Source organism: Wujia sp., assembly GCF_056872695.1.
In genome coordinates this window covers 55,783-78,087 of record NZ_DBMFCD010000006.1, presented here as the reverse complement: position 1 = coordinate 78,087, position 22,305 = coordinate 55,783, and the positions used below count along the sequence as shown (strand labels likewise).

30 protein-coding genes are annotated in these 22,305 nt (G+C 41.9%); all 30 read left to right on the top strand.

Features of this window, described 5'->3' with window-relative positions:
• The first annotated feature begins 7 nt into the window (after nucleotides 1-7).
• The 30 genes from ACZQK9_RS07430 to cobA all read left to right on the top strand — a co-directional run bounded on the left by ACZQK9_RS07430 (nucleotide 8) and on the right by cobA (nucleotide 22,011).
• Complete coding sequence (locus ACZQK9_RS07430; protein WP_483270181.1) at nucleotides 8-421, top strand: M67 family metallopeptidase; 414 nt, start codon at nucleotides 8-10, stop codon at nucleotides 419-421.
• A 244-nt stretch (nucleotides 422-665) separates the two neighbouring features.
• Nucleotides 666-1,910 carry a glutamyl-tRNA reductase gene (locus ACZQK9_RS07425; protein ID WP_483270180.1) on the top strand — a complete coding sequence of 415 codons (1,245 nt, stop codon included), beginning with the start codon at nucleotides 666-668 and terminating at the stop codon, nucleotides 1,908-1,910.
• Nucleotides 1,911-2,082: 172 nt separating this feature from the next.
• Nucleotides 2,083-2,514, top strand: a complete 432-nt coding sequence (locus tag ACZQK9_RS07420; protein ID WP_216508034.1) for a flavodoxin — start codon at nucleotides 2,083-2,085, stop codon at nucleotides 2,512-2,514.
• Nucleotides 2,515-2,525: 11 nt separating this feature from the next.
• Nucleotides 2,526-3,083 (top strand): DUF3793 family protein, encoded by a 558-nt coding sequence (locus ACZQK9_RS07415; RefSeq protein WP_483270179.1) that lies wholly within the window; start codon nucleotides 2,526-2,528, stop codon nucleotides 3,081-3,083.
• 107 nt (nucleotides 3,084-3,190) lie between these two features.
• Entirely contained in the window at nucleotides 3,191-4,489 is a 1,299-nt protein-coding gene (eno, locus tag ACZQK9_RS07410) for a phosphopyruvate hydratase (protein WP_483270178.1), read from the top strand.
• A gap of 217 nt (nucleotides 4,490-4,706) precedes the next feature.
• Entirely contained in the window at nucleotides 4,707-6,188 is a 1,482-nt protein-coding gene (hemC, locus tag ACZQK9_RS07405) for a hydroxymethylbilane synthase (protein WP_483270177.1), read from the top strand.
• Nucleotides 6,189-6,233: 45 nt separating this feature from the next.
• The gene (locus ACZQK9_RS07400) at nucleotides 6,234-6,959 is read left to right on the top strand and encodes a hypothetical protein (RefSeq protein WP_483270176.1); all 726 of its coding nucleotides are present in this window, start codon (nucleotides 6,234-6,236) and stop codon (nucleotides 6,957-6,959) included.
• Complete coding sequence (locus ACZQK9_RS07395; protein ID WP_483270175.1) at nucleotides 6,949-7,611, top strand: hypothetical protein; 663 nt, start codon at nucleotides 6,949-6,951, stop codon at nucleotides 7,609-7,611. Before ACZQK9_RS07400 ends, ACZQK9_RS07395 begins: the two co-directional genes overlap by 11 nt.
• Before the next feature lie 42 nt (nucleotides 7,612-7,653).
• Nucleotides 7,654-8,364: a GNAT family N-acetyltransferase gene (locus ACZQK9_RS07390; RefSeq protein ID WP_483270174.1), complete on the top strand. Its 711-nt coding sequence runs from the start codon at nucleotides 7,654-7,656 to the stop codon at nucleotides 8,362-8,364.
• 17 nt (nucleotides 8,365-8,381) lie between these two features.
• Nucleotides 8,382-8,696, top strand: coding sequence for a hypothetical protein (locus tag ACZQK9_RS07385; RefSeq protein WP_483270173.1), 315 nt, complete (start codon nucleotides 8,382-8,384; stop codon nucleotides 8,694-8,696).
• A gap of 231 nt (nucleotides 8,697-8,927) precedes the next feature.
• Complete coding sequence (locus tag ACZQK9_RS07380; RefSeq protein WP_483270172.1) at nucleotides 8,928-9,128, top strand: GNAT family protein; 201 nt, start codon at nucleotides 8,928-8,930, stop codon at nucleotides 9,126-9,128.
• On the top strand, nucleotides 9,125-9,391 hold the full coding sequence (locus ACZQK9_RS07375) for a YhdT family protein (protein ID WP_483270171.1): 267 nt from the start codon (nucleotides 9,125-9,127) through the stop codon (nucleotides 9,389-9,391). Before ACZQK9_RS07380 ends, ACZQK9_RS07375 begins: the two co-directional genes overlap by 4 nt.
• Nucleotides 9,381-10,868 (top strand): sodium/pantothenate symporter, encoded by a 1,488-nt coding sequence (gene panF, locus ACZQK9_RS07370; protein WP_483270170.1) that lies wholly within the window; start codon nucleotides 9,381-9,383, stop codon nucleotides 10,866-10,868. The genes ACZQK9_RS07375 and panF overlap by 11 nt, the downstream gene beginning before the upstream one ends.
• A 34-nt stretch (nucleotides 10,869-10,902) precedes the next feature.
• Nucleotides 10,903-11,625 (top strand): antitoxin VbhA family protein, encoded by a 723-nt coding sequence (locus tag ACZQK9_RS07365; protein WP_483270169.1) that lies wholly within the window; start codon nucleotides 10,903-10,905, stop codon nucleotides 11,623-11,625.
• A 43-nt stretch (nucleotides 11,626-11,668) separates the two neighbouring features.
• Entirely contained in the window at nucleotides 11,669-12,178 is a 510-nt protein-coding gene (locus tag ACZQK9_RS07360) for an SMI1/KNR4 family protein (protein WP_216508041.1), read from the top strand.
• A 2-nt stretch (nucleotides 12,179-12,180) separates the two neighbouring features.
• A complete protein-coding gene (locus tag ACZQK9_RS07355; protein ID WP_483270168.1) occupies nucleotides 12,181-12,645 on the top strand; it encodes a GNAT family N-acetyltransferase in 465 nt (154 codons plus the stop codon).
• Between the two features lie 64 nt (nucleotides 12,646-12,709).
• The gene (locus ACZQK9_RS07350) at nucleotides 12,710-12,907 is read left to right on the top strand and encodes a hypothetical protein (RefSeq protein WP_483270167.1); all 198 of its coding nucleotides are present in this window, start codon (nucleotides 12,710-12,712) and stop codon (nucleotides 12,905-12,907) included.
• 270 nt (nucleotides 12,908-13,177) lie between these two features.
• Nucleotides 13,178-14,092 (top strand): Fic family protein, encoded by a 915-nt coding sequence (locus tag ACZQK9_RS07345; protein WP_483270166.1) that lies wholly within the window; start codon nucleotides 13,178-13,180, stop codon nucleotides 14,090-14,092.
• A gap of 49 nt (nucleotides 14,093-14,141) precedes the next feature.
• The gene (locus tag ACZQK9_RS07340) at nucleotides 14,142-14,471 is read left to right on the top strand and encodes a hypothetical protein (RefSeq protein ID WP_238299691.1); all 330 of its coding nucleotides are present in this window, start codon (nucleotides 14,142-14,144) and stop codon (nucleotides 14,469-14,471) included.
• 43 nt (nucleotides 14,472-14,514) lie between these two features.
• Complete coding sequence (locus tag ACZQK9_RS07335; protein ID WP_483270165.1) at nucleotides 14,515-14,835, top strand: hypothetical protein; 321 nt, start codon at nucleotides 14,515-14,517, stop codon at nucleotides 14,833-14,835.
• Nucleotides 14,836-14,862: 27 nt separating this feature from the next.
• On the top strand, nucleotides 14,863-15,369 hold the full coding sequence (locus tag ACZQK9_RS07330; protein WP_483270164.1) for an SMI1/KNR4 family protein: 507 nt from the start codon (nucleotides 14,863-14,865) through the stop codon (nucleotides 15,367-15,369).
• Between the two features lie 116 nt (nucleotides 15,370-15,485).
• Nucleotides 15,486-16,103: a hypothetical protein gene (locus ACZQK9_RS07325; protein WP_483270163.1), complete on the top strand. Its 618-nt coding sequence runs from the start codon at nucleotides 15,486-15,488 to the stop codon at nucleotides 16,101-16,103.
• 124 nt (nucleotides 16,104-16,227) lie between these two features.
• Nucleotides 16,228-16,452: a DUF6572 domain-containing protein gene (locus ACZQK9_RS07320; RefSeq protein ID WP_483270162.1), complete on the top strand. Its 225-nt coding sequence runs from the start codon at nucleotides 16,228-16,230 to the stop codon at nucleotides 16,450-16,452.
• Nucleotides 16,453-16,611: 159 nt separating this feature from the next.
• Entirely contained in the window at nucleotides 16,612-17,181 is a 570-nt protein-coding gene (locus ACZQK9_RS07315) for an imm11 family protein (RefSeq protein WP_483270161.1), read from the top strand.
• Nucleotides 17,182-17,303: 122 nt separating this feature from the next.
• On the top strand, nucleotides 17,304-18,497 hold the full coding sequence (locus ACZQK9_RS07310) for a DUF3592 domain-containing protein (protein ID WP_483270160.1): 1,194 nt from the start codon (nucleotides 17,304-17,306) through the stop codon (nucleotides 18,495-18,497).
• Between the two features lie 186 nt (nucleotides 18,498-18,683).
• Entirely contained in the window at nucleotides 18,684-19,034 is a 351-nt protein-coding gene (locus ACZQK9_RS07305; protein ID WP_483270159.1) for a hypothetical protein, read from the top strand.
• 186 nt (nucleotides 19,035-19,220) lie between these two features.
• Nucleotides 19,221-19,571, top strand: coding sequence for a hypothetical protein (locus tag ACZQK9_RS07300; protein ID WP_483270158.1), 351 nt, complete (start codon nucleotides 19,221-19,223; stop codon nucleotides 19,569-19,571).
• A 196-nt stretch (nucleotides 19,572-19,767) separates the two neighbouring features.
• Nucleotides 19,768-20,004 carry a hypothetical protein gene (locus ACZQK9_RS07295; RefSeq protein WP_216508053.1) on the top strand — a complete coding sequence of 79 codons (237 nt, stop codon included), beginning with the start codon at nucleotides 19,768-19,770 and terminating at the stop codon, nucleotides 20,002-20,004.
• Nucleotides 20,005-20,014: 10 nt separating this feature from the next.
• Nucleotides 20,015-20,278, top strand: coding sequence for a hypothetical protein (locus ACZQK9_RS07290; protein WP_483270157.1), 264 nt, complete (start codon nucleotides 20,015-20,017; stop codon nucleotides 20,276-20,278).
• Between the two features lie 224 nt (nucleotides 20,279-20,502).
• On the top strand, nucleotides 20,503-22,011 hold the full coding sequence (gene cobA / locus ACZQK9_RS07285) for a uroporphyrinogen-III C-methyltransferase (protein WP_483270156.1): 1,509 nt from the start codon (nucleotides 20,503-20,505) through the stop codon (nucleotides 22,009-22,011).
• Nucleotides 22,012-22,305: the final 294 nt, after the last annotated feature.

Genomic DNA, 22,305 nt, shown 5'->3' with positions numbered 1-22,305 from the left:
TAGAGCCATGTTAGTGATGACAAAAGCAGATTATGAGAAGATTCTGGAGCATTGCAAGAAGGGGCTGCCAAATGAATCCTGTGGATTGATCGGCGGTGTCGTTGAAGATGGAAAGAGATATATCAAGAAGGTGTATCTGCTCACGAATATCGATGCGAGCAACGAGCATTTCTCTATGGATCCGAAGGAGCAACTTGCCGCAGTCAAGGATATGCGTGCAAATGGATACCAGCTGCTTGGCAACTTCCATTCTCATCCGGAATCCCCATCACGCCCGTCCGAGGAGGACAAGCGTCTGGCATATGATTCCAAGGTGAATTATCTGATCCTTTCTTTGATGGATTTAGAAAACCCGGTATTGAATGCATTTAATATCGGCGAAGAAAAAAATGTAACCAAGGAAGAACTGGTTATCAAATAAGACAGATGCAGAAAACGGCAGGAAGATGATTCCTGTCGTTTCTGCGTGGTAAGCTGACAGGATGTGGGCGTAGCGAGCGGGAAACGGGATGAAAAACCCACGACGTGGGTTTCGGAGACAGAAAACCAAGCAGAAGACCCAGAACCGGAAGCAAGAGCAATTTCTAAGGTTGAATGAATGAAGAATGTCAATTATAATATGCATTATGTATATGAATAAAAACAGTTAACAGGAAGAAGCACCTATGATATGCATCAGTATCACACATAAGAATTTAACAGCGGCGAAGCGGGAGTGCTTTGCCTGCAATGATGAGGAACAGATAAAACTGGTAGACACCGTGGCAAAGGCATATCCGGAATCCGGGTTGGTTTTACTTATGACATGTAATCGAAGCGAGATCTATATGAGTGGCACAGACACGGATTTTGTATGGCTGGAACAGCAGTTTGCGGATACAAAGAAATTTCCGGTAGAGGAGTTGAAAGGTGCCGCTATGCGGTATGAAGGAAGAAGCTGCCTGACACATCTGTGCCGCGTAGTCTGCGGGCTGGATTCTGCTGTGCTCGGAGAGGTTGAAATCATCCGGCAGGTCAAGCAGGCATATCTTGCAGCGAAAGAACGCGGGCAGACCGACGCGGAGATGAATATGGTTTTTCAGGGGGCACTTCGGCTTGCAAAGGAGGTTGCAGAGACATCGCAGATGACGCATCTGCCGGTATCGGTTGGCACGCTTGCATGTACGGCAGCGTTGGAGTTTCGTGCAGACACGAATATGAATGAAGATACAGATGCGACGGAAAACATAACTTCAAATGAAATGGATACGATAGCAGATAGTAATCGGCAACGTGAAGATTCAGAAGAAAAACATGTCCTCATCATCGGAGCGGCAGGGCAGATGGGAAGCATCGTGATGAGGGACCTGCTTGACGCGGACGAAACAGTACAGATCGTTGGAACAAGCCGGAAGCATAAGCAGGCACTTACGAAGATCCTTTCGCATGAACGGGTACAGTGGGTACATTACGACAGACGTTACGAATATCTGGATTGGGCGGACGTGATCATCAGTGTGACGGATAGCCCGCATTATACATTTCTTGCAGACAGGGTAACAGAAGTACGAAAAGAATCGAAACCGCAGTTGTTCTTAGATCTTGCGATTCCACGGGATATCGATGCAGAGATCGGGACACTTTCCGGCTGCGAAGTGAAAGATCTGGATTACATCAAGTCGCTTGCGACAGAGAACAATCGGAAGAAGCTGTCCGAGGCGAAGAAAATCGAACTGCTTATCGAGGAGCATGTAGATGAGATGCAGAAGCTGCTTGCTTTCCGCGCATTTGCCACGACGCGGAAGGATATCACGGAGAAGCTGGAAGGGAAATCCGCGATGTGGTTTTTGTACCAATTGAAGGATGCTTTGGATGCGCAGGACTTAGAGCATGTACTAAAGGGGATAGAAGACCGTTTTAAATCTTGTTAAAAATTAACAGGAAAAAACACTTGACAAAATAGTTAGGATATACTAACTTATACATAAGGTTAGGAAAAACTAACCATGTGTAAATCATTAGGAGCTCCTTTGAAATATTGCAAATGGAAGGCTGGCTATCTCCCATATTTCGAAGGAGCAATAAAAAATGGAGGTATATCGAATGGATAAGGTTTATATCATTTTCTGGACACAGGGCGGCAATACGGGAGCCATGGCGCAGGCAATCGGCGATGGCGTACAGGCAGCAGGCAAGGAGCCGGTGTTCCTTTCTCCTTCGGAGGCAGATATTAACGAGTTAAAGGAGCTTCCGGGCTTTGCAATGGGATGCCCGGCTATGGGAGCTGAGGTGCTCGAAGAGACGGAGATGGAACCATTTGTTGCAGAAGTAGAAGGTATCGTATCCGGCAAGCAGATCGCTCTTTTTGGTTCTTATGGATGGGGCGATGGCGAATGGATGCGTGACTGGGCAGACCGTATGACAGCAGCCGGTGCTACGATCATTGACGGGGAAGGCCTGATCGCACATGAAGCACCGGATGAGGAAGCAGTCGCAGCCTGCAACGAACTCGGAAAGAAACTTGCAGTAATCTAGAGCGTGATGGTATGGGATTTGAAGAGAGTTTGATCCGGAACGCCGCACCGACGCTGGCGGGCATCAAAATAGCAAATCTGTATAATTTCCGGTTTCGGAATCTGCGGGAATGTCAGGAATCCATTGACCGCATGAACAGACAGCTCAACAAGAAAGGGTTGTATATTCATTTGATGAAAAATGTGAAGGATTTCTATCTGCTTTACGTCTACCGCAAATCGAAGCTGAAAGAAACGATCACAGATCCAAAAGTTCGAACTTTTTTGCTCGAATATGGCTATGACGACGCAACGGATGTCTGGTCTTACATAGTCCGGCTGAAAGAGCGGATCAATACGGAACCGTGCTTCCCACATGAAATCGGCGTATTTCTCGGATATCCGATTGACGACGTGCGGGAGTTTATCGAGCGGAAGGGCGAGGGCTGTGCATATTGCGGCGAATGGAAAGTCTATCACGACGTCCCGGCTGCAGTGTCATTCTTCTGCAAATTGAAGAAGTGCAAGGATGTGTATGCGCGGGTATACGAGGATGGCAGAAACATATATGACATGACGGTCAGTGCATAAAATTGAGAATGTGCATCCGCCCATTATTATAGGGAAATGAGTGAATCTATATGGCGTATGTGGGGATTATTTATCAGACAGAAACAAGTATGAAAGGAAGTAGTAACATGTATTTGGAAATTGAAAAAGTATATGGAAGAGAGATTCTGGATTCCAGAGGAAATCCAACCGTAGAAGCAGAGGTAACATTGATCGACGGAACCGTCGGACGTGGTACAGCTCCATCCGGTGCATCGACCGGTGAATTTGAAGCGTTGGAGCTTCGTGACGGTGACAAGTCAAGATATCTTGGCAAGGGAACCACAAAGGCAGTGGATAATATCAATACAAAGATTGCAGATGTGCTTGTAGGTATGGATGCTTCTGATATTTATGCAGTAGATGCAGCGATGCTTACACTCGATGGCACAAAGGATAAGTCTAATCTTGGTGCAAATGCAATTCTTGCCGTATCGATTGCAACAGCAAGAGCCGCATCTATCGCACTTGATATTCCGCTTTATAAGTTCCTTGGCGGTATTCAGGGCACAACACTGCCGGTTCCAATGATGAATATTTTAAATGGTGGTGCACATGCAGATTCTGCTGTTGATACACAGGAATTCATGATCATGCCGGTTGGCGCTCCTTCCTTCAAGGAAGCTCTTCGCTGGTGTGCCGAAGTGTTCCATGCATTGAGAGGTCTCATCAAGGATATGGGAGATGTAACAGCCGTTGGCGATGAGGGCGGATTCGCGCCGAATAAGCTTACGTCTGATGAGGAAGCAATCGAGAAGATTCTCGAGGCAATCCGTGCAGCCGGTTATGAGCCGGGTAAGGATTTCATGATTGCTATGGATGCCGCATCGTCTGAGTGGAAGTCTGAGAAGGGAATCGGATATTACAAGCAGCCAAAGTCCGGCAAAGAATATACATCCGATGAGCTGATCGCACATTGGGAGTCATTGGTTGACAAGTACCCAATCATTTCTATCGAGGATGGTCTCGATGAAGAGGACTGGGAAGGCTGGAAGAAGATGACTGCAAAGATCGGACACAAGGTTCAGCTTGTTGGAGATGACCTGTTCGTAACAAATACAGAGAGACTTTCCAAGGGAATTGCCATGGGTGCAGCAAATTCAATCCTGATTAAGCTGAATCAGATAGGATCTGTTTCCGAGACGCTCGAAGCAATCAAGATGGCACATAAGGCTGGATATACAGCGATTTCTTCCCATCGTTCCGGTGAGACTGCCGATACAACGATTGCAGACCTTGCAGTTGCATTGAATACCTGCCAGATCAAGACAGGTGCACCTTCAAGATCTGAGCGTGTTGCAAAGTACAACCAGTTACTTCGTATCGAAGAGGAACTTGGTGCTGCAGCCGTCTATCCGGGAATGAAGGCATTCAACGTAAAGAAGTAATGCATAAATAAAATGAAATAGATGAGAGACAAACCGGGCAGGTGCATGAAAGTGCATCTGCCCGGTTTGTGTATACAATGAGCCGAGCGCAGATTCGTGCTTACACGAAAATCTGCATTGTAAGGTTGAATGAATACGAATAGTCAATTATAATGGATAAAGGAATTTAGATAAGTAAAATAACATGGAATCCAAGCACGGATGAAAGGAAGAAACGATGGCGTATTTTCCATTTATGATACAACTGGATGATAAGCAGTGCCTGATCGTGGGCGGCGGTGCGGTCGCAGCGCGGAAGGCGGCGCAGATGCATGAGTTTGGCGCATGTGTGACTGTGGTGGCACCGGAAATCTGTGAGGAATTGCGGACGATGGCTGGTGGGAAATCGAGTGATAAAGCAGCTATGGTAGAAAAAACGGAAGGTGACTGTTTGGAGAAGCTGGAAAAAATACGGCTTTTGCAGCGGAATGTCGCAGAGTCTGACATTTCCGGCATGGATGTTGTGATCATGGCAACCGATGATGCGGAGCTTAATTCTCGGTATGCCATGCTTTGCAGAAACAATCATATACTGGTCAATGTCGTGGATGTGAAGAAAGACTGTGATTTTTATTTTCCGGCGATCATCAAGCAGGGCGAGGTCGTTGTTTCGGTGTCGACCGGTGGCAGTAGTCCGATGCTTGCTTCGAAGATCAAAAAGGAGATCCGGCAGAATTTACGGACAGATTATGGTCAGATTGCGGAAGAGCTTGGAGCTATCCGGGAAGAAATTTTGATGAAGGAGCCGGATGAACAGGCAAGAAAACAAAAATTTGCAGCAATCGTGGAGGCAAAAATGCAGGAACAGAGAATCCGGATTGGGACGCGGGGGAGCAGACTTGCGCAGGTTCAGACAGATATGGTAATCGAACAATTAAAGAAGAATTACCCGGATGTGCGGTTTGAAAAAGTAATCATGACAACGAAGGGGGACAAGCAGAAAGACGCGGCAATCAGCTCCTTTGGTGGCAAGGCGGTGTTCGTAGAGGAAATCGAGGAAGCGCTGCTTTCTGGTACGATTGATCTGGCGGTTCACAGTGCGAAGGATATGCCGAATCCATGCAAGAAGGGACTTGGCATCGCGGGCGTTCTACCGCGTGCCTGCGTGCAGGATGTGCTGATCTATCGTGTGGATACGGATATCCGGTCGAAGGATGCATTTACCGTGGGAACCGGAAGTCTGCGCAGACGTTGCCAGATTAAAGAGATATATCCACAGGCAGAGTGTATGGAGCTTCGTGGAAATGTCACGACGCGGATACAGAAATTGCGGGATGGTATGTACGATGCAATCATCCTTGCGGCGGCGGGAATCGAACGGTTAGGTATCGAGAAGGAACCGGATCTCGTCTATGAATATCTCGATGTGGATGTGATGCTTCCGGCAGCCGGACAGGGGATTATTGCGATGGAAGCGTGTGAGGGGACTCTTCCGTATCATATGGCAGAGACAATCAGCGATGTGGAGACAGAGGGCTGCCTGCGTGCCGAGCGTGCGGTTGTCCGGGAGATGGAAGCGGGCTGCCATGAGCCAATCGGTGTATATGCGACATGGAAGGATGAGAAGAAGCTTTGCGTGTGCGTAATGAATGCCCGGAGTGGAAAGGTCGAGCGGGAGATGTGGGAACGAGAAAAGGAAGACGCGAATGATCTTGAATAATGGGGGAAATCATATAATCGTGTCAAGGAAGAGAGGTGCGGATCTATGAAAATAAAATTCGACAACGTAACTGCAAAAACTGCGAAATATTGTGCACTTATATTTACAGTGCTTTTGCTTATCGGTCTGGTTTTTTCATTTCTCGAAATCCCCGGTACAGAGGTGTTCTATATCATGGCTGTTTATACAGGTGTGCTTGTAGGACTTCCGTGTTATGTTGTGCTTTTCGCTGCAAAGCTGTATTTTGCCCGTCTGCAGGCATATGGTTACGAAATTCCGGAAAATAAAAAAACATATGGGAATAATCTGAACAATCTTCCGAAGACGCGCGGGGCAGGAAGCTCGCTTTTTGCAAAGCACAGCCGGATTGGGATGTGGATGTATTTCGCATGCTTTGTCCTGTTTCTGGTGGTGGATGTGATGTATCTGATCAAATGGCATTTTATGAAGGATATCTGTACATTTCTGTTCACCGTGTGTCTGGTTCTGGACAGCGTTTGGCTTATTCTTGCGGTAATTATGTGGCGGCAGAGAAATACAGAGAAGTACCGGGATGATGTGGAATGTGATAAAACGCGCAAAGAGCGCCTGAATCTTGAGAATATTATTGTATTCGCAATCTTCTGGGCGATCGTCTGTGCAGTTGCATGTATTCAGGCGGTGACGACAACAAAATATATGGATAAGGTGCAGAGGGAGAATGCACAAGTGGCTGCGTCTGAATTAAAAATGGCGGATAATATGGTGGAATTAGGAAATTATGAATCATAAAGAAAAACTATATCGAGAAATTAAAAAGTTCACAAAATGGGCGGATCAATGTCAACCAACATGGTCGGAGGAACGCGATAATGGAGAATGGGAGCTTGGGTATCCGCATTTTGAAGAATTATGTGGTGCAGCGGAGGACGTTGTAAATGAATATCCATGCAGTGAAGCCGACGAGACACTGATCCATGCATTGCTGTTTGTTATAGCCAGAGATAATGAGTGTGAGGAGCTTGTAGAAGAGAAACTGGTGTTGCGCAGGGACTGGTTTGAATTGCTTGCAAAAAAGAGCATTGGATCAAAATATGTGAATGCAGAGTGGCAGTTTGCGAAGCATCTTGGAGATTGCGAGGGTTGTGATCCGGAACTTATATTTTCATTTATTAAATCGGAGTATGAATATACTTCTAGAATGGCACTTCAGACGATAGCAGAATTAAAGCCGGAATGTGCGGAACGCTATGCGTTTGAATTTTGGGATCGTGGGAAATATCCGGCAGGTTCTTCGGAAGATGAATATCAAAAAATCATGGCGTTGCATGTATTGGCGAAGCTCAACTCACCGAGATTAGAAGCGTATCTGGAGCGGGCGAAGCAATCGGATTATAAGTGGTTGCGGAAAAATGCAGAGGAATTATCGGCAAAATATAATTGAAAAACAAGGTCGATATCGTTGAGATATATTGCCGATAGGGGGATGGATGTAGGAATGAAAATGATTAGCCAGAATAAACTATTAACTTGCGTTTATGAATATATTGCAGAGACGGTTGGATGTACGGTTAGCCAATTAAAGTCTGACGAAACAATCTTTGTGATGAATCCGATTAAAAAAGAAAAATATATTAAAATATTGGGGATTGGCGATGCAAATATTATATCATTATCAGAAGATGTGTGTGCGCATGTGAAAAAATTGCTTGCAGGGAAAAATCGGGATGAGCTGTTTGAAAGTGAACTGATTTATGGACAAACGTTGCGGTATGTCCCAGATATAAAACAGATGATTCCATTTACCTACCCCAAGGAATATGCGTTTGAAATATTGGAAAGCTTGGATATAAAAAAAATTCGGGGGCTTAAGGGGTTTGATAATTCGTTATTTTTTGATGAAGAAGGAAATACGAACACAGGTATTGTTTTATATGCCGAAAAAGATGGAGAAATCATTGCGGTTGCTGGAGCAGCACGTGAGACAAATGAGATTATGGAAGTTGGGATTGACGTAAAGAAATCATATCGTGGGCAAGGTTTGGCGAAATTACTTGTTCATAATTTATCTGTAGAAATATTGAAACGTAATAAAATTCCGTTTTACAGTGCATCTGTCACGAATCTGGCATCACAGAGTGTTGCGGTTCGAAGTGGATACAAATTATTGTGGACAGATTCCTATGGGGTTCGGTAATAGAATGGGAGGAGTACATGAGCAGTTTGTATGAACATTATCCAATAGCAATGTGGATAATCGACGGAGTTCTCTGGGCGATTGGTTTGTTGTGCTGGATCGCTACTTATATTGGGGCACCGCTCGAAAGCAAGAAGCGGGGATATCATGTTTCCGGAGTGCCGGGAGTTGCGTTCGTATTCTTTTTGCTGGCAGGTTTTTTCTCACCGGATAAATGGTTGATGCTTATTGCACTGCTTGATTTTAGCCTTACATACTTGCCGGTATTTTTGTTGAAAGAACATCTGAAAAAGGGCAAAAGCGAAAGGGAAAATGATGAAATTAAAAGGTGAAGCACAAAAATTCCCGGGAATGTATATTTTCAATTCAATCATGCGGAGCACATTTGGACGAAGCGTGAAGCTGGTATTGTATTATGGTCCGGTACAGATGTGTGTGTTTGGACTGGAATATGAATACAAACCGAAGCATTATAAGTTCAACGTCGAATGTGAGAGAGGTGGCGCATCTGATCGTAGCCGAAAAAGAAACAGGTCAGATCGTGGCATTTATGGGAGTGGAAAATGTTCGGCTGGAAACTCGTACAATATGGATTGGAGCTGTATGGTGTACGAGAGGTTACGGTTAATGAACAAAATCCGGACGCGGTAGGATTTTACGAGCATCTGGGATTTGCGACGTATAAAAGAACGGATCTGGATGAGGAAGGAAATCCGTACCCGCTTTTATATATGAGATCGGAAGAGAGGGAGCGTGGAGAATGAAGAAATTAACGAAGGAAGAGAAGCATAAGCAGTGTGTGAAAGAGATCAGAGCCACACTGATCGTTGTCGGAATCTGCTTTCTGTGGCATGTGCTGACAGCGCTCTTGCTGAACTCGGTGGATTGGACATTGTTCCATATGCCGGCGTGGTTTGTGGTTTCTGTGTTAGGGACAGTTGTGATTGCAATCATAGGGGTATTCTGGTTGCTCAGATTCGTGTTTGTAGATTTTTCGTATGAGGAGGATGCAGAGGATGAGCAGTAATCAGATTATCATTTTATCCGTGTTTCTAGGATATCTTTTATTCAATGTTGTAGTGAGTTTTGCGTACAGCAAAAAAGCAGAGAAAAGTTTGCATACATCTGCGGAGAACAAATATTTTATCGGCGGCAGAAATATGAACGGTATCGTGCTGGCAATGACGATCATGGCAACCTATACGTCTGCCAGTTCCTTTATCTCCGGACCGGGTGCGGCAGGACTTACCTATGGATATGCGCAGGCATGGATCGCTGCGATTCAGGTGCCGGTTACATTTCTGGTGCTCGGTGTGCTTGGAAATAAGCTGGCGCTCGTTTCACGCAGAACCGGTGCTGTGACGGTCGTTGGTTATTTCAAAGCGAGATACAAAAGTGATGTGCTTGTGATCTTTACCAGTCTCGGACTGATCGCATTTTTTATCGCACAGATGATCAGCCAGTTTACAGGTGGTGCGACGCTGATTGCATCTATAACGGGACTTGATCATGTGACATCGTTGTTGATTTTCGGAACCGTCGTAATCCTGTATACGGCAATCGGTGGATTCAGCGCGGTTGTAATCACAGATACGATTCAGGGAATCGTGATGTGCATCGGAACGTTCCTGTTTATTCTCTTTGTTCTAAGAGCGGGAGGCGGACTTGCGTCAATCGATGCGGGACTTGCGGCAAATCTGCCGGATGTGTATGACGATATCTTCTCGAAATATACGCCGGGCGGTCTGCTCAGCTATTGGATTTTAGTTGGATTTGGAACGCTGGGACTGCCGCAGACGGCGGTGCGCGCGATGGGCTTTAAGGATACAAAGAGCATGCACAAAGCGATGTGGATCGGTGTACTGACCTGCAGCTTCGTAATCATTGGCATGCATCTGGCTGGAACATGGGCAGGCGCGCTGGTCGATACAGACAACCTTCCGACGTCCGATTATTTTATCCCATATATCGTGCAGAAGATCATGCCGCCGGGAGTTGCAGCAATCTTCCTGGCAGCGCCGATGGCTGCTGTTATGTCGACTGCGGATTCCCTTCTCATTCTCGCGACGGCTGCGATTGTCAAGGATTTATGGAAGAACTATGTGGTGAAGGATGATCCGGTAAAAAATGAATCTTACCAGAAGCATGTAAAGCTTGTCAGCACGATCCTTACGATGGTGCTTGGTGTCGTCGTGATGGTTCTGACAATCGATCCGCCGGATATTATTTTCCTTTTGAATATGTTCGCATTTGGTGGTTTGGAATGTACCTTCTTCTGGCCGCTCGTCGGTGGACTGTTCTGGAGAAAAGGAACCAAACAGGCTGCGGTATGCAGCAGTATCGGTGCCGTTGGCATGTATATTTTCGCCACGTACAAGATCCATATCGGAGGCATCAATGCAGTTGTGTGGGGACTGCTTGTCGGTGCGGTATTGTATTTCGTGATCGGTGCAATCACCGGACGCAAAGGATTGGATGCGGATATTCTGGATAAGTGTTTTTAGGAAGTTATGATTTTGGGAAAAGGAGAAGTATTGTATGGAACAGGATCCATTCAAGGAATATATAAAGGAAACAGAGCCTGAAAAAAGAGATAAGGGATATGCGTGGCATACCGCAATAGGACTGCAAGCTGTAGATGGGCTTCGACCATCCAAATACCTGATTGACACAGCAATCAAGAATATTGAAGGTGATATCTCGATTGATGAAGCAGGAGAATTATTAAATAGCTATTATAAGGAAAATTTTATAAAGTATTTAAGAACACTTGGGTTTGATGCTGCGAATGATATTTTCGCGGAACATGCATGGTATTTTAGAAATGCACTGGTGCGGGCAAATTATACAGATTTGAAAAATGGGGTGCATGAAACAACAGAATATTTGGAATTGTTCCTTAAAAATTTGTTGCTGGATGAAAAAAATGAGCTGCATAACAGAACGATGCACGTGAGTGGTAAATTTAATAATTTGCAAAAAGCGGACATTGGGGAAGAAAAAGGGGACATTGGGGAAGAAAAAGCGGACATTGCAATAAAGATAGCGAATATTGATGAAGCGATAAATAGCAAAACGCGCAGTAATATTTTAGCATTATATCAGTATTGTGGAAAAGAAACATTTTTTGGACGTACAGTTGTAGAATTGGTTACAGGATTAAAGTCAACACGGGCTTCAGAAGTGCTGCAACTCCTGCTAAGAAATAATATAATCGAGAAAGTTCAAGGGCATGGAAAAGGAAAATATCGTTTCCTGTAATGTATGAGAAGCGAATGCTATGTTGTATGAAGGAGGATACAAAGTGAGAAAAGTACCAGAAAACAATAGTTACAAAAAGGAAATTGAAGAAATTGTAAAGTTATGTGAGAAAGCGATACCTGAATATGGTGAAAAAGCATCGTTTTTTAATGCAGGTGCATCAGAAGAAGAAATGAAACAATGGGAAGAAAATAATCAAATAAGGATACCTGAGTCTTATAAAGAGTGGTTAAGGTTTTCCGCTGATTGTCAAATAAGACAGAATTTGGCAGGTTTTTATTTTCCGCGATTTTCGGAAATTGTTCCGTCAGATTTGGTTATTATCGGATGGTTGATTGGGGATGGAGAATTACTTTGTTTTTCAAAAGAAAATGGGAATTTTATACGATGGTTTGAGGGAGAAGTAAATGATGAGTTTGAAAATTTCGGAGATATGTTGAAAGAAATAATTCGAATGCTTAAAGAAGAAAGCAAAATTTCAAAAGAAGCGGAAGACTTATTTATGAAATTTATGAAAAATGCTGAGGAAAGAGAAAAGCATTCGGAGGAATGACAATGACATTTGAAAAAGCAACTGCTCAAGATACAGGTATGTTGACAGAACTTAGAATCGCATATTTGCAAGAGGATTTAGGAGAAATTGAGGCTGCGGATTTAAAATTGATAGAGTCATTATTGCCAGGTTATTATGAAAAACACCTTAATAAGGATCTAATGGTCTATGTTGCACGTAATGAGAGGAATATCGTTTCCTGTGCATTCTTGCTGATCGTGGAAAAACCTATGAGTCCATCATTTATTACCGGGAAGACGGGGACTGTTTTGAATGTTTATACGAAGCCAGAGTATAGGAAAAAAGGATATGCTAAGAAATTAATGAACATGATGTTGGAGGACGCAAAAGCAGAAAACGTGAGCAATATTGAATTAAAGGCAACAGAGGATGGATATTCCTTATACCAATCTGTTGGGTTTGAAGATGTTGCAACCAAGTATCATAATATGAGAATTTCGTTGTAGGATTTGGCAGGAATCTGGTAAGGACGTAGAGTTGGCCCACGTAAGGAGGAAGCAATATCCGGATATGAACAAAAAGTCTCTGGTGAAATTGAAGGCATTGATTGATAATACCCAACACATTCAATTGGAATATGTCTGCACAGGGCATAGTGGTATCAGAAAATATTCAGACGTTATATTTGCACACATTGATGAATCAGCGCAATTTAGTAAAAGAAAGCCATTTGATGATAAAGCACCTTATGATGCTTTCGACCGGTAATCATGAAAAGATTGGAGACCATTATGAAAAACAATGCTGGCTGGGATGGGGCATTTCCCTGGGACTGTTGTTCTCCGTAATGTTTGCATCCCTGCAAAAGGGCATGCTGTCAGATATTGCCGGAGTTTTGCTTTTTTGAAAGAAAAGTGCGGAATGTAAAGGAAACTTACGGGGTGATCTTTACCTTTTTATTCTGATGCCGACTAAAATCTTTACTTTTTGGGTAAAATAATGATATAATAAGTAAAGATATAAAAGGAGGTTACGGAAGTGATTTCATATGCCGGACTTGAAAAAATTCTAAAAGAAAAAGGAATTGGAAAAACAAAACTCAGTACGGAAGCGGGTTTATCCACGCGTACCGTTGCCAAAATTGCAAAAGGTGAGAAATTATCCACGCGCAGCCTAAACAGAATTGCCGGGTATTTAAATGTTGCGCCCGAGCTTCTTTGCCGCCAGGAATCCGACAACAAAATTCTTCAGTTATTAAGGGACGAAAAAGAAATACAGCTTTCCGGAGGTCTGTATCATGAACTTCAAGTTAGAATGACCTACAATTCCAATCATATGGAAGGCAGTAAACTTTCGGAGGATCAGACCAGACTTATTTTTGAAACGAACACGATTAACATGGGAGACGGTATCCTCGTGGATGATATTCTGGAAACGGTTCATCATTTCAGAGCGATTGATTATTGCATTGATATTGCAGAGAAGAAACTGACAGAAGAAATCATAAAAAAACTGCATTTCATGCTTAAGCATGATACAAAGGACGCAGCACTTCCCTGGTTTGCAGTAGGAGATTATAAAAAACGTGCGAATGTAGTTGGGGGAAGAGAAACCTCAAAACCTTCAGAAGTTGCCAGAGATATGCGGGCACTTCTGGAAAGATATAATGCCAAGGATAATGTTACGATAGACGATATTATTGAATTTCACGCAGAATTTGAATACATTCATCCTTTTCAAGACGGGAACGGAAGAGTCGGGAGGCTGATAGCCCTAAAGGAATGCCTAAAAAATAACGTCATTCCTTTTATTATTGAGGATAGCAAAAAAAGTTTTTATTACAGAGGACTTTCCGAGTGGAGAAGGGAAAATGGCTGGCTTGTGGATACGTGTCTGGATGGGCAGGACACTTTTGTGAAATTACTTGATATGCTGGAAATTCCGCATGAATGAAATGGGGGTGGGACAAATCGGGATTTCATGAAATGTTAAGAGGAAGCTAATGAGAATGATGGTAGAAAAAAAGAAATCAATAGCATTAATTATTATTTTACTTACAATTGTTGTTATTTTTATTTGTGGTCGATATTATTTTGCACACAATAAAAGTTATAAAAATGAGGCAATTGAAAAAGGAGATTATATATATCTTAATGGAGTAAGATATTCTCAAACATCGAAACTGGAAAATTATAAAATATCAAATGCGGTAATTTGTACATCTGACAGTGGGAGAAAATTATATGAGATAGAAGAATATCCTGATTATGAATATATCGCGGGATATTATGCATGGGACGGCGTAATATATAAAAAAGATGAAACAGACTGATAACTTCTATTTGTCGGGATGATGTGTTTTATGGAGAAGAAAAATGGATTTTAATACTCTCGAGAAAGAAATAGAACAACTGAACAGGATAGATTTACGCGCGAATTATAATTATACTAGCTACGACAGATATTGTAGATTGTATAATTCTATATATGAGAACTTACTTGAAATGGAAAAAGATGGCCTAATCTCCATAGAATCAAGAAGCAAGGGGCTTGGCTATCTTCGAGAGTTGCTCACAAATGATGGTCCGGAGTATAGCTATACAGTTGTTTTCTGGGAAAAGAATAGAAGTTTAAGAAAGTATAAGATCGGCGTATGCGTACGGGGATTACCAATCTGTAAGCCAGTGGAGGATTGAATTTAACAGCACGGAAAGGAAGTCGGAATGAGAAAAGTACCAGAAAACAATAGTTTAAAAAAGGAAATTAGGAAACTATTAGAATTATGTAAAAAAGATGAAAAAGATAATGGAGAGAAAAGAAATTATTTCAATGCCCCTATTACTGAAGAAGAGATGATAAATTGGGAGGAGAGAAACAGCGCGAAAATACCAGAAACATATAAGGAGTGGCTTAGATTTTCGGGAAAATGTCGTATAGCAGGTAACACAGCAACATTTTGGGGACCAAATGAATTCCATTCTGAATATGTACCAGAAGGATTGGTTGTAATTGGGGAAATTAATGGTGATGGAGAAGTGGTGTGCTTTTCAAAGAATGAAGGCATTTTTGTACGGGTATTTGAAGGGAAAACAACGGAGATTAATGATTTTGCATGTGTTCTTAAGGAAATAATAAAATTAATGGATGATAAACCTATCTTATCTCAAGAAAGATATCTAGAAATATTGCAGAAAATCAAAGAAAAAAAGGAAAGGGAGAAAAATAAATAAGCGAGCAGGTAAGCGTCCCTACTGTATGATAGCTTCGGCTTATTCACTGAGATATAAAAGGTTGAAAAAACTTGAATTTTCAATAAAAAAACTTGATTAATAGTAGGAGGGGTTTTATGAAAAAATTATTGTTGGCGTTGGCATCGTTGATACTAGTATGTAGTATAACAGCTTGTGACAAACAGGCTGATAGCAGAACAGTAGAGGAAGATAGTGTAAAAACAGACATATCTAATAATGAAATAGCAGTTAGAATGGATGCTTTTTCGGTAGATGGCTATGAAATGGGCTTACCCTGTACAATAGGTGATTTCATAGAGCATTTTGAATTAGAATATAGTTTCCCTATGCCTGATTTGCCTAATACAATTTGTTGTTCCTATTTAATTGACGGAGAGCCGGCGGGTGTTATCTTTGTTTATTGTGAAGAAGGAAAGGTGCATGATACGGATTATATTTATGCAATAAATGTAGATGAATATTCTATGGCAAAGGAACAATCATTTTCTGTTGACATATCTGGGGTAACTGAAGATATGACTAGAGAGAAAATTCAGGAAATGTGGGGGGAACCAAGCTTCAGTGGAAATAGGTCAATTATTTATTGTGATGGGGAATTTGAAGATTCCTATTATATCGATAAAATAATTTTTGGCTTTGAAGACACTTCTGGAAAAATAAGTGAAATTTCATTTTTTGTAAATCTGGATAGAATAGAAGAACAGGATAAGTAAAATGGTAGAAAGCGATTAAGAAGCGCCATATACAAAGGAACAATTAGATAATATTATAGAATTTGAGAATACAATGATAAAAAATGTGGGATGGAAGGAATAAAGTCGCTGGCTAATATGGCATGTGAAGTATCAGCATTTAATGATTCTACAGGAGAAAATTAATACATATCTCGGGTTTCTAGAAGAAAAGCAGTATGAAGAAATGTATAAAGAAGAGACAATTACGTATGGAATTATAGAAATTCATTTCCAACACAATTTAACGGATAATGCGGAAAATTTTTTGCAGGCAGTTCAAAGTCAGGTTGCTCAGTATGGAATTGAAATACAATGCTATGTTGGATGATGGAGACAATTTCTTAACAGTCTTCAAACATGCCTTAGAGGATAGTCAGGAGTTAGGATTACCAATAGAGATAGAGGCAGTGTAGATGTAAGCGTCCCTACTGTATGACCAGAAATAATCCTAATATGCTGTATAAGGATTATTGGAGAGAATAGCAAAATGAAATATTATAAATTGTCAATGGATATGAATAGGAAAAATGATATAATCTGTCATTTTGATGACAAGTTTACAATTCCGCAGAACGCATTGACTATGGGTAAGTACTTTAATCAATGGGATGATAAAACGGTTATTCGTTTTTCAATCGAGGAAGGAAGTGTTTGGACCGATTATTTGGCAAATGACAAAGGATGGTTTTTGGTGTCCGAGAAATTGAAAAAAATCCTTGAATCCGTAGATACAGATATTCAGTTCTTGAAAGTTACTGTTGAAGAATATAATGGTTTACGATTATCCCGAAAATATTACTTCGCAAATGTATTACGGGTCGTAGATGCACTCTGTTTAGAAAAATCAAAGTATTTTGAGACCGAAATTTCGGGTATTGGAACAGTGTATACAGTAAGCAAGTATGGTATATATTCTGACAAAACGGAGAATTCGGATGTGTTCAAATTAGGAAACAGACAACAGGTACCATTGTTTGTTTCTGAAAAATTTAAGAGCCTAATGGAGGAAGAAAGTATAACAGGAATAACACTTACGGAAATAGCTGCTCAGAAGTGAGTAGGGACGTAGCATCTGTCATGAGGAGCGTCCCTGCGTCCTGCTAATAAGACAGAGGGACACTCTTCGAGACGGAAGAAGCGTCCCCTATGTAAGGGTTAAAGACATAAGGAGGTTATTAAATGGGTAAGATTGTGGTTAAAGTACAAGAGGAAAAACATCTAGGTGAGGACAAGATATATCATCTGATGATTGGAGTAAAAGAGGTATATTTGTATTTCAAGAACGATCGGAATGCAAAACAATATGAGGGATATTATATTTCCGAACGCGAATTCAAAAGTGCCATGCGTGGAAAGACAATCAGATTGCAGAAAGAGAATTTCATAGATATAATAAACCCGGAGGAAAAAATATCAGCATGGGTAGAGAGATTGCAGAAGCAGCGGAAGGAGTTCGGAAATATCCGTGGGGAACGTCGTGGTGTAAATGCAACTGTGATCTTGAGTGGGGTATTTCTGATCGGTATCGTGCTGTTAGGAATCGGTTTCTGGCGCGTGCAGTACAAGAAGAATCTTGCACAAAGAGTGGTTTCAACCGAGGGTGAAGTGACCAGTTATACAACTGCAAGACTGCAGGGGAAAAGGTATGCACAGGGATATTATGATGTGCATGTGAAATATCAGGTTGATGGTGTGTGGTATGAAGGCTATAATGGAACAACTGCTACAAATCAGGGCGTAGGAGCAAAGGTGACAGTTACATATGATCCGAAGAATCCGGCGAAGATTTATGTGGCAGAGGATATGGAGTGGGATCCATTTAAGTTCTTTATGATTGGAGGTGTGATTGTTCTGGTATCAGGTGCGCTTTTGGGAAATGAGATCCACATGAAACTTATGTGGAAGAAAAAAACAGTAAAGAACAGTAAAAATATGACATTGGATAAATATTTTGATGGAACAATTGAATCGGGTTCATATACAGAATCACGGACACAGGAATTTGATAGAAATGGGGAGGATATTGGTAAGAAATTAAATGATACACATCAGATGGCAATTCGATTTAATACGATTGCAAGGGAAAAAATGGGAGACAAAGTGGATAAATTTTGTATTTTTAATGTATATGATGATGTTAATCATAGAGCATTTAGTATAGATTTTGAAGCTTATAATTACTTCACTATAAGATTGAACTATGACCAAGGAGGATTCGGGTGTAATATTATAGCTGGCGATAGAATGATTGCATTGAATAATTCACAAGAATGGTGGGATGAAGCAGATTTTGACGTATTTTTTAAAGAATTACAAAAAGAGTTAGAATTGCGTATCCCGGATGAATATTTACGAGCACACGGCTGGTTGTAATCTTAATTATATTTCTACATAAAGACACCATTGTATGAGTAAGCAGAAAGTAACTTTAAAGATTGAATAGAGAAACTCATTCGCAAAATCCATTAGATTGGAGTGGAACTGCATTGGGCGATGAGTGGAGTTATTTACAACAGAATCATGGATACAGGAATTTGATAGAAAAGGGAGGATATTGGTATGCAATTACAATTAAATGACACAGATCAGATGGCAATTCGATTTAGTACAATTGTAGAGGAAAAAATGGGAGACAAAGTGGATAAATTTCGTATTTTTAATGTAAATGATGATGTTAATCATAGAGCATTTAGTATAGATTTTGAAGCTTATAATTACTTCGTTATAAGATTAAACTATGACCAAGGAAGATTCGGGTGTAATATTATATCTGGCGAAAGAATGATTGCATTGAATAATTCACAAGGATGGTGGGATGAAGCAGATTTTGACGTTTTTTTAATAGAATTACAAAAAGAGTTAGAATTGCGTATCCCAGCTAAATATTTACAAGCGCACGGCTGGTTGTAATCTTAATTATATTTCTACATAAAGACACCATTGTATGAGTACGCAGAAAGTAACTTTAAAGATTGAATAGAGAAACTCATTCGCAAAATCCATTAGATTGGAGTGGAACTGTATTGGGCGATGAGTGGAGTTATTTACAACAGAATCATGGATACAGGAAATTGATAGAAAAGGGAGGATATTGGTATGCAATTTCAATTAAATGATACAGATCAGATGGCAATTCGATTTAATAAAATTGCAAGGGAAAAAATGGGAGACAAAGTGGATAAATTTCGTATTTTTAATGTAAATGATGATGTTAATCATAGAGCATTTAGTATAGATTTTGAAGCTTATAATTACTTCGTTATAAGATTAAACTATGACCAAGGAAGATTCGGGTGTAATATTATATCTGGCGATAGAATGATTGCATTGAATAATTCACAAGAATGGTGGGATGAAGCAGATTTTGGTGTTTTTTTTAAAGAATTACAAAAAGAGTTAGAATTTCGTATCCCGGATAAATATTTACGAGCACACGGCTGGTTGTAATAACAAGTAGGGACGTAGTATCTGTCACGATATTAGAGCGCTGCCTCCAATATCGAGACAAAAGAAACGTCCCTCCTGTATACTATTACAAAATTCTGAAATATCAATATGAAGATCCCGGAGAGAATAACAAGGCACAACCATGTTGCTGATGAGTCGTGTGGATGGTGCAGGACATTTGAAAACAGGAGACGTTATGGCAGAAAAATTGAATAACCAGACGGAAGAGATTCACATTGGGCAGGTACGGGATGTGAACAACAAAGAGGTGTTTAAGAATCATGTACTTTGTGCCAAGTTTCTGCGGGATTATGCAGGATTGGATATCCTGGCAAATGTGCAGCCGGAGGACATTGAGGATGTGACCGACCGGTATCACATGTTCAAGCAGGGATTTTCGATATCCACCGATATTTCCGGTCGTGTATTATGAGGGAACCGGAATGTGGACGGCGGCGATGAATGTGAGTGAACGGATTTTTATGAATGAGATATTTGCATCGTATATCCCAAGCTTTACATACAGGCTTGTGAATGTACATCAGTATACGAACGAGCAACTGTTGATTCATGAAGATGAAGGTATCCATAGGCGAAGCGACGGATTGTTTAATAAAGATGATCAGAGGCAGTCAGATGGGAAATTGATGGACAACTGCCACATGACGAAGGAAGAAGCGGAAGCATTTGTAGAAAAAAATTGGTAAAACATATGAAAGGGTAGGGCTCGGAAGTAGATACTTTCGGGCTTTTTACGTTGGAGATGGATAAAAGTCCTCCTGTCATATTAAAATATGTAGAGCAAATGTCAAATATGTGATAAAATTTTGCATGACAGAGGGACACGAGATATACATATCAAACTTATGTGGAAGAAACAAAAACAGTAAAGAACAGTAAAAAATATAAAAAACAGTAAAGGACAGTAAAAGTGGTATATTTAATCGGAGCAGGTCCCGGTAATCCGGGATTGATTACATACAAAGGCTTGCAGATCTTAAAATCGTGCGATGCGGTAATCTACGACCGGCTTGGAACGGGAGAACTTCTCGATCTTGTGCGACCGGATTGTGCGAAAATCTATGTCGGCAAGCAGGCAGGTGCGCATTATAAGAAGCAGGAGGAAATCAACCGGATTCTGGTAGAGACCGCAGGAAAATACGAGAAGGTTGTCCGCCTAAAGGGCGGCGATTCGTTTGTGTTCGGACGTGGCGGCGAGGAAATCCTTACATTGCAGGAAGCAGATATTCCGTTTCAGGTGATTCCGGGTGTGACTTCTGCAATTGCGGTGCCGGAGGTGCTTGGAATTCCTGTGACACATCGGGAAATGAGCCGGAGCTTTCATGTGATTACCGGACATACGAAGAAGGGCGAGGCAGATGCACTTGCGAACATCCATAAACAGGAGGGAACCAGTGTGTTCCTGATGGGACTTTCGAATCTGGAACCGATTATGCAGCGGCTGCGCGAAGAGGGGGAATCGGAGGAGACACCGGTCAGTGTGATTTCAAATGGCATGCTGCCCGGAGAGACAATTGTGCGCGGTACGGTAGGGACAATCGGCAAGCTTGTTTCGAAGAACGAGCTTGTTTCACCGGCAATCATAGTCGTTGGACAGACAGCAGCCTGCACGATGAAGGACAAGAATCGCAGTGCAATTGATGGCTGCAAGATTGGTGTCGTTGGCACGGCTGTATTCCGGGAGAAGCTGCGCGGACTGTTGGAAGAAAAAGGTGCATCATTATTTTCAATCTGTGATATGCATGTCAGAACGTGTCCGGATATGGAGAAGTTGGATGTGGCAATTCAGAACTTGTCAGATTACCGGTGGATCGTATTCACAAGCCAGAACGGAATCCGGTTATTCTTTGACCGGGTGCGCGCGTGTGCGGTCGATCTTCGGAAGTTTGCAGATATCCGATTCGCCGTGGTTGGAAGTGGCTGTGCGCAGGCGCTGGAGCAGTATGGATTTTATGCAGATTATATACCGGAGCAATATACGACAGAAAGTCTTGCAAATGGGATTTGTACCGTTGTAAAATCAGGAGAAAAGGTTTTGATTCCGCGGGCGAAGGAAGGAAGTCCGGTCTTAGAACAGATTCTATCTGCGAACCAGATTGACGCAGAGATTCTATCCATCTACGATGTGCGTGGCGCGCGGACAGAAAACTGGAAATACTTAAATAATTACGATGCAATTTTATTTGCAAGCGCTTCCGGGGTGCATGCATTTGCGGATTGCCTTGCCGAGACCGGACAGCCAGACTGGAATCCGGCACAAGGAAAGAAACGTATTGTACTCGGCGCAATCGGGCAGGTAACGGCAGATGCCCTCACGAAATGTGGACTGCCCGCGGACGTCGTTCCGGAGCAGTGCGATGCGGAAGGTTTAGTAAGGGCATTGGATGGTGCGTTTAAGGCAAGGCAAGTGTATAATTGATTGAAAGGTTGAATTTGAACATAGTTAGCGAAACGTGCGTAGATTTGTATATGCGTCTGCATCCATTTTTGAAAATATAATATGTTTGGAACTTAGAAGTTCTTGATGTTCTGTAGATTTCCAGCAATGTTTGAACACGATGTTCAAACAAGCCGCCACTGATCCATGGATGGCGAGCGGAGGGCGCATAGGAATCTCAGATTCCTATTTAGGATGCGCCCGACAACCTGCCGACGAGCGTATGCGAGTGGGCGATACCCGAGCGGTGGTGGCGTATTTTATGAATATGTAGAG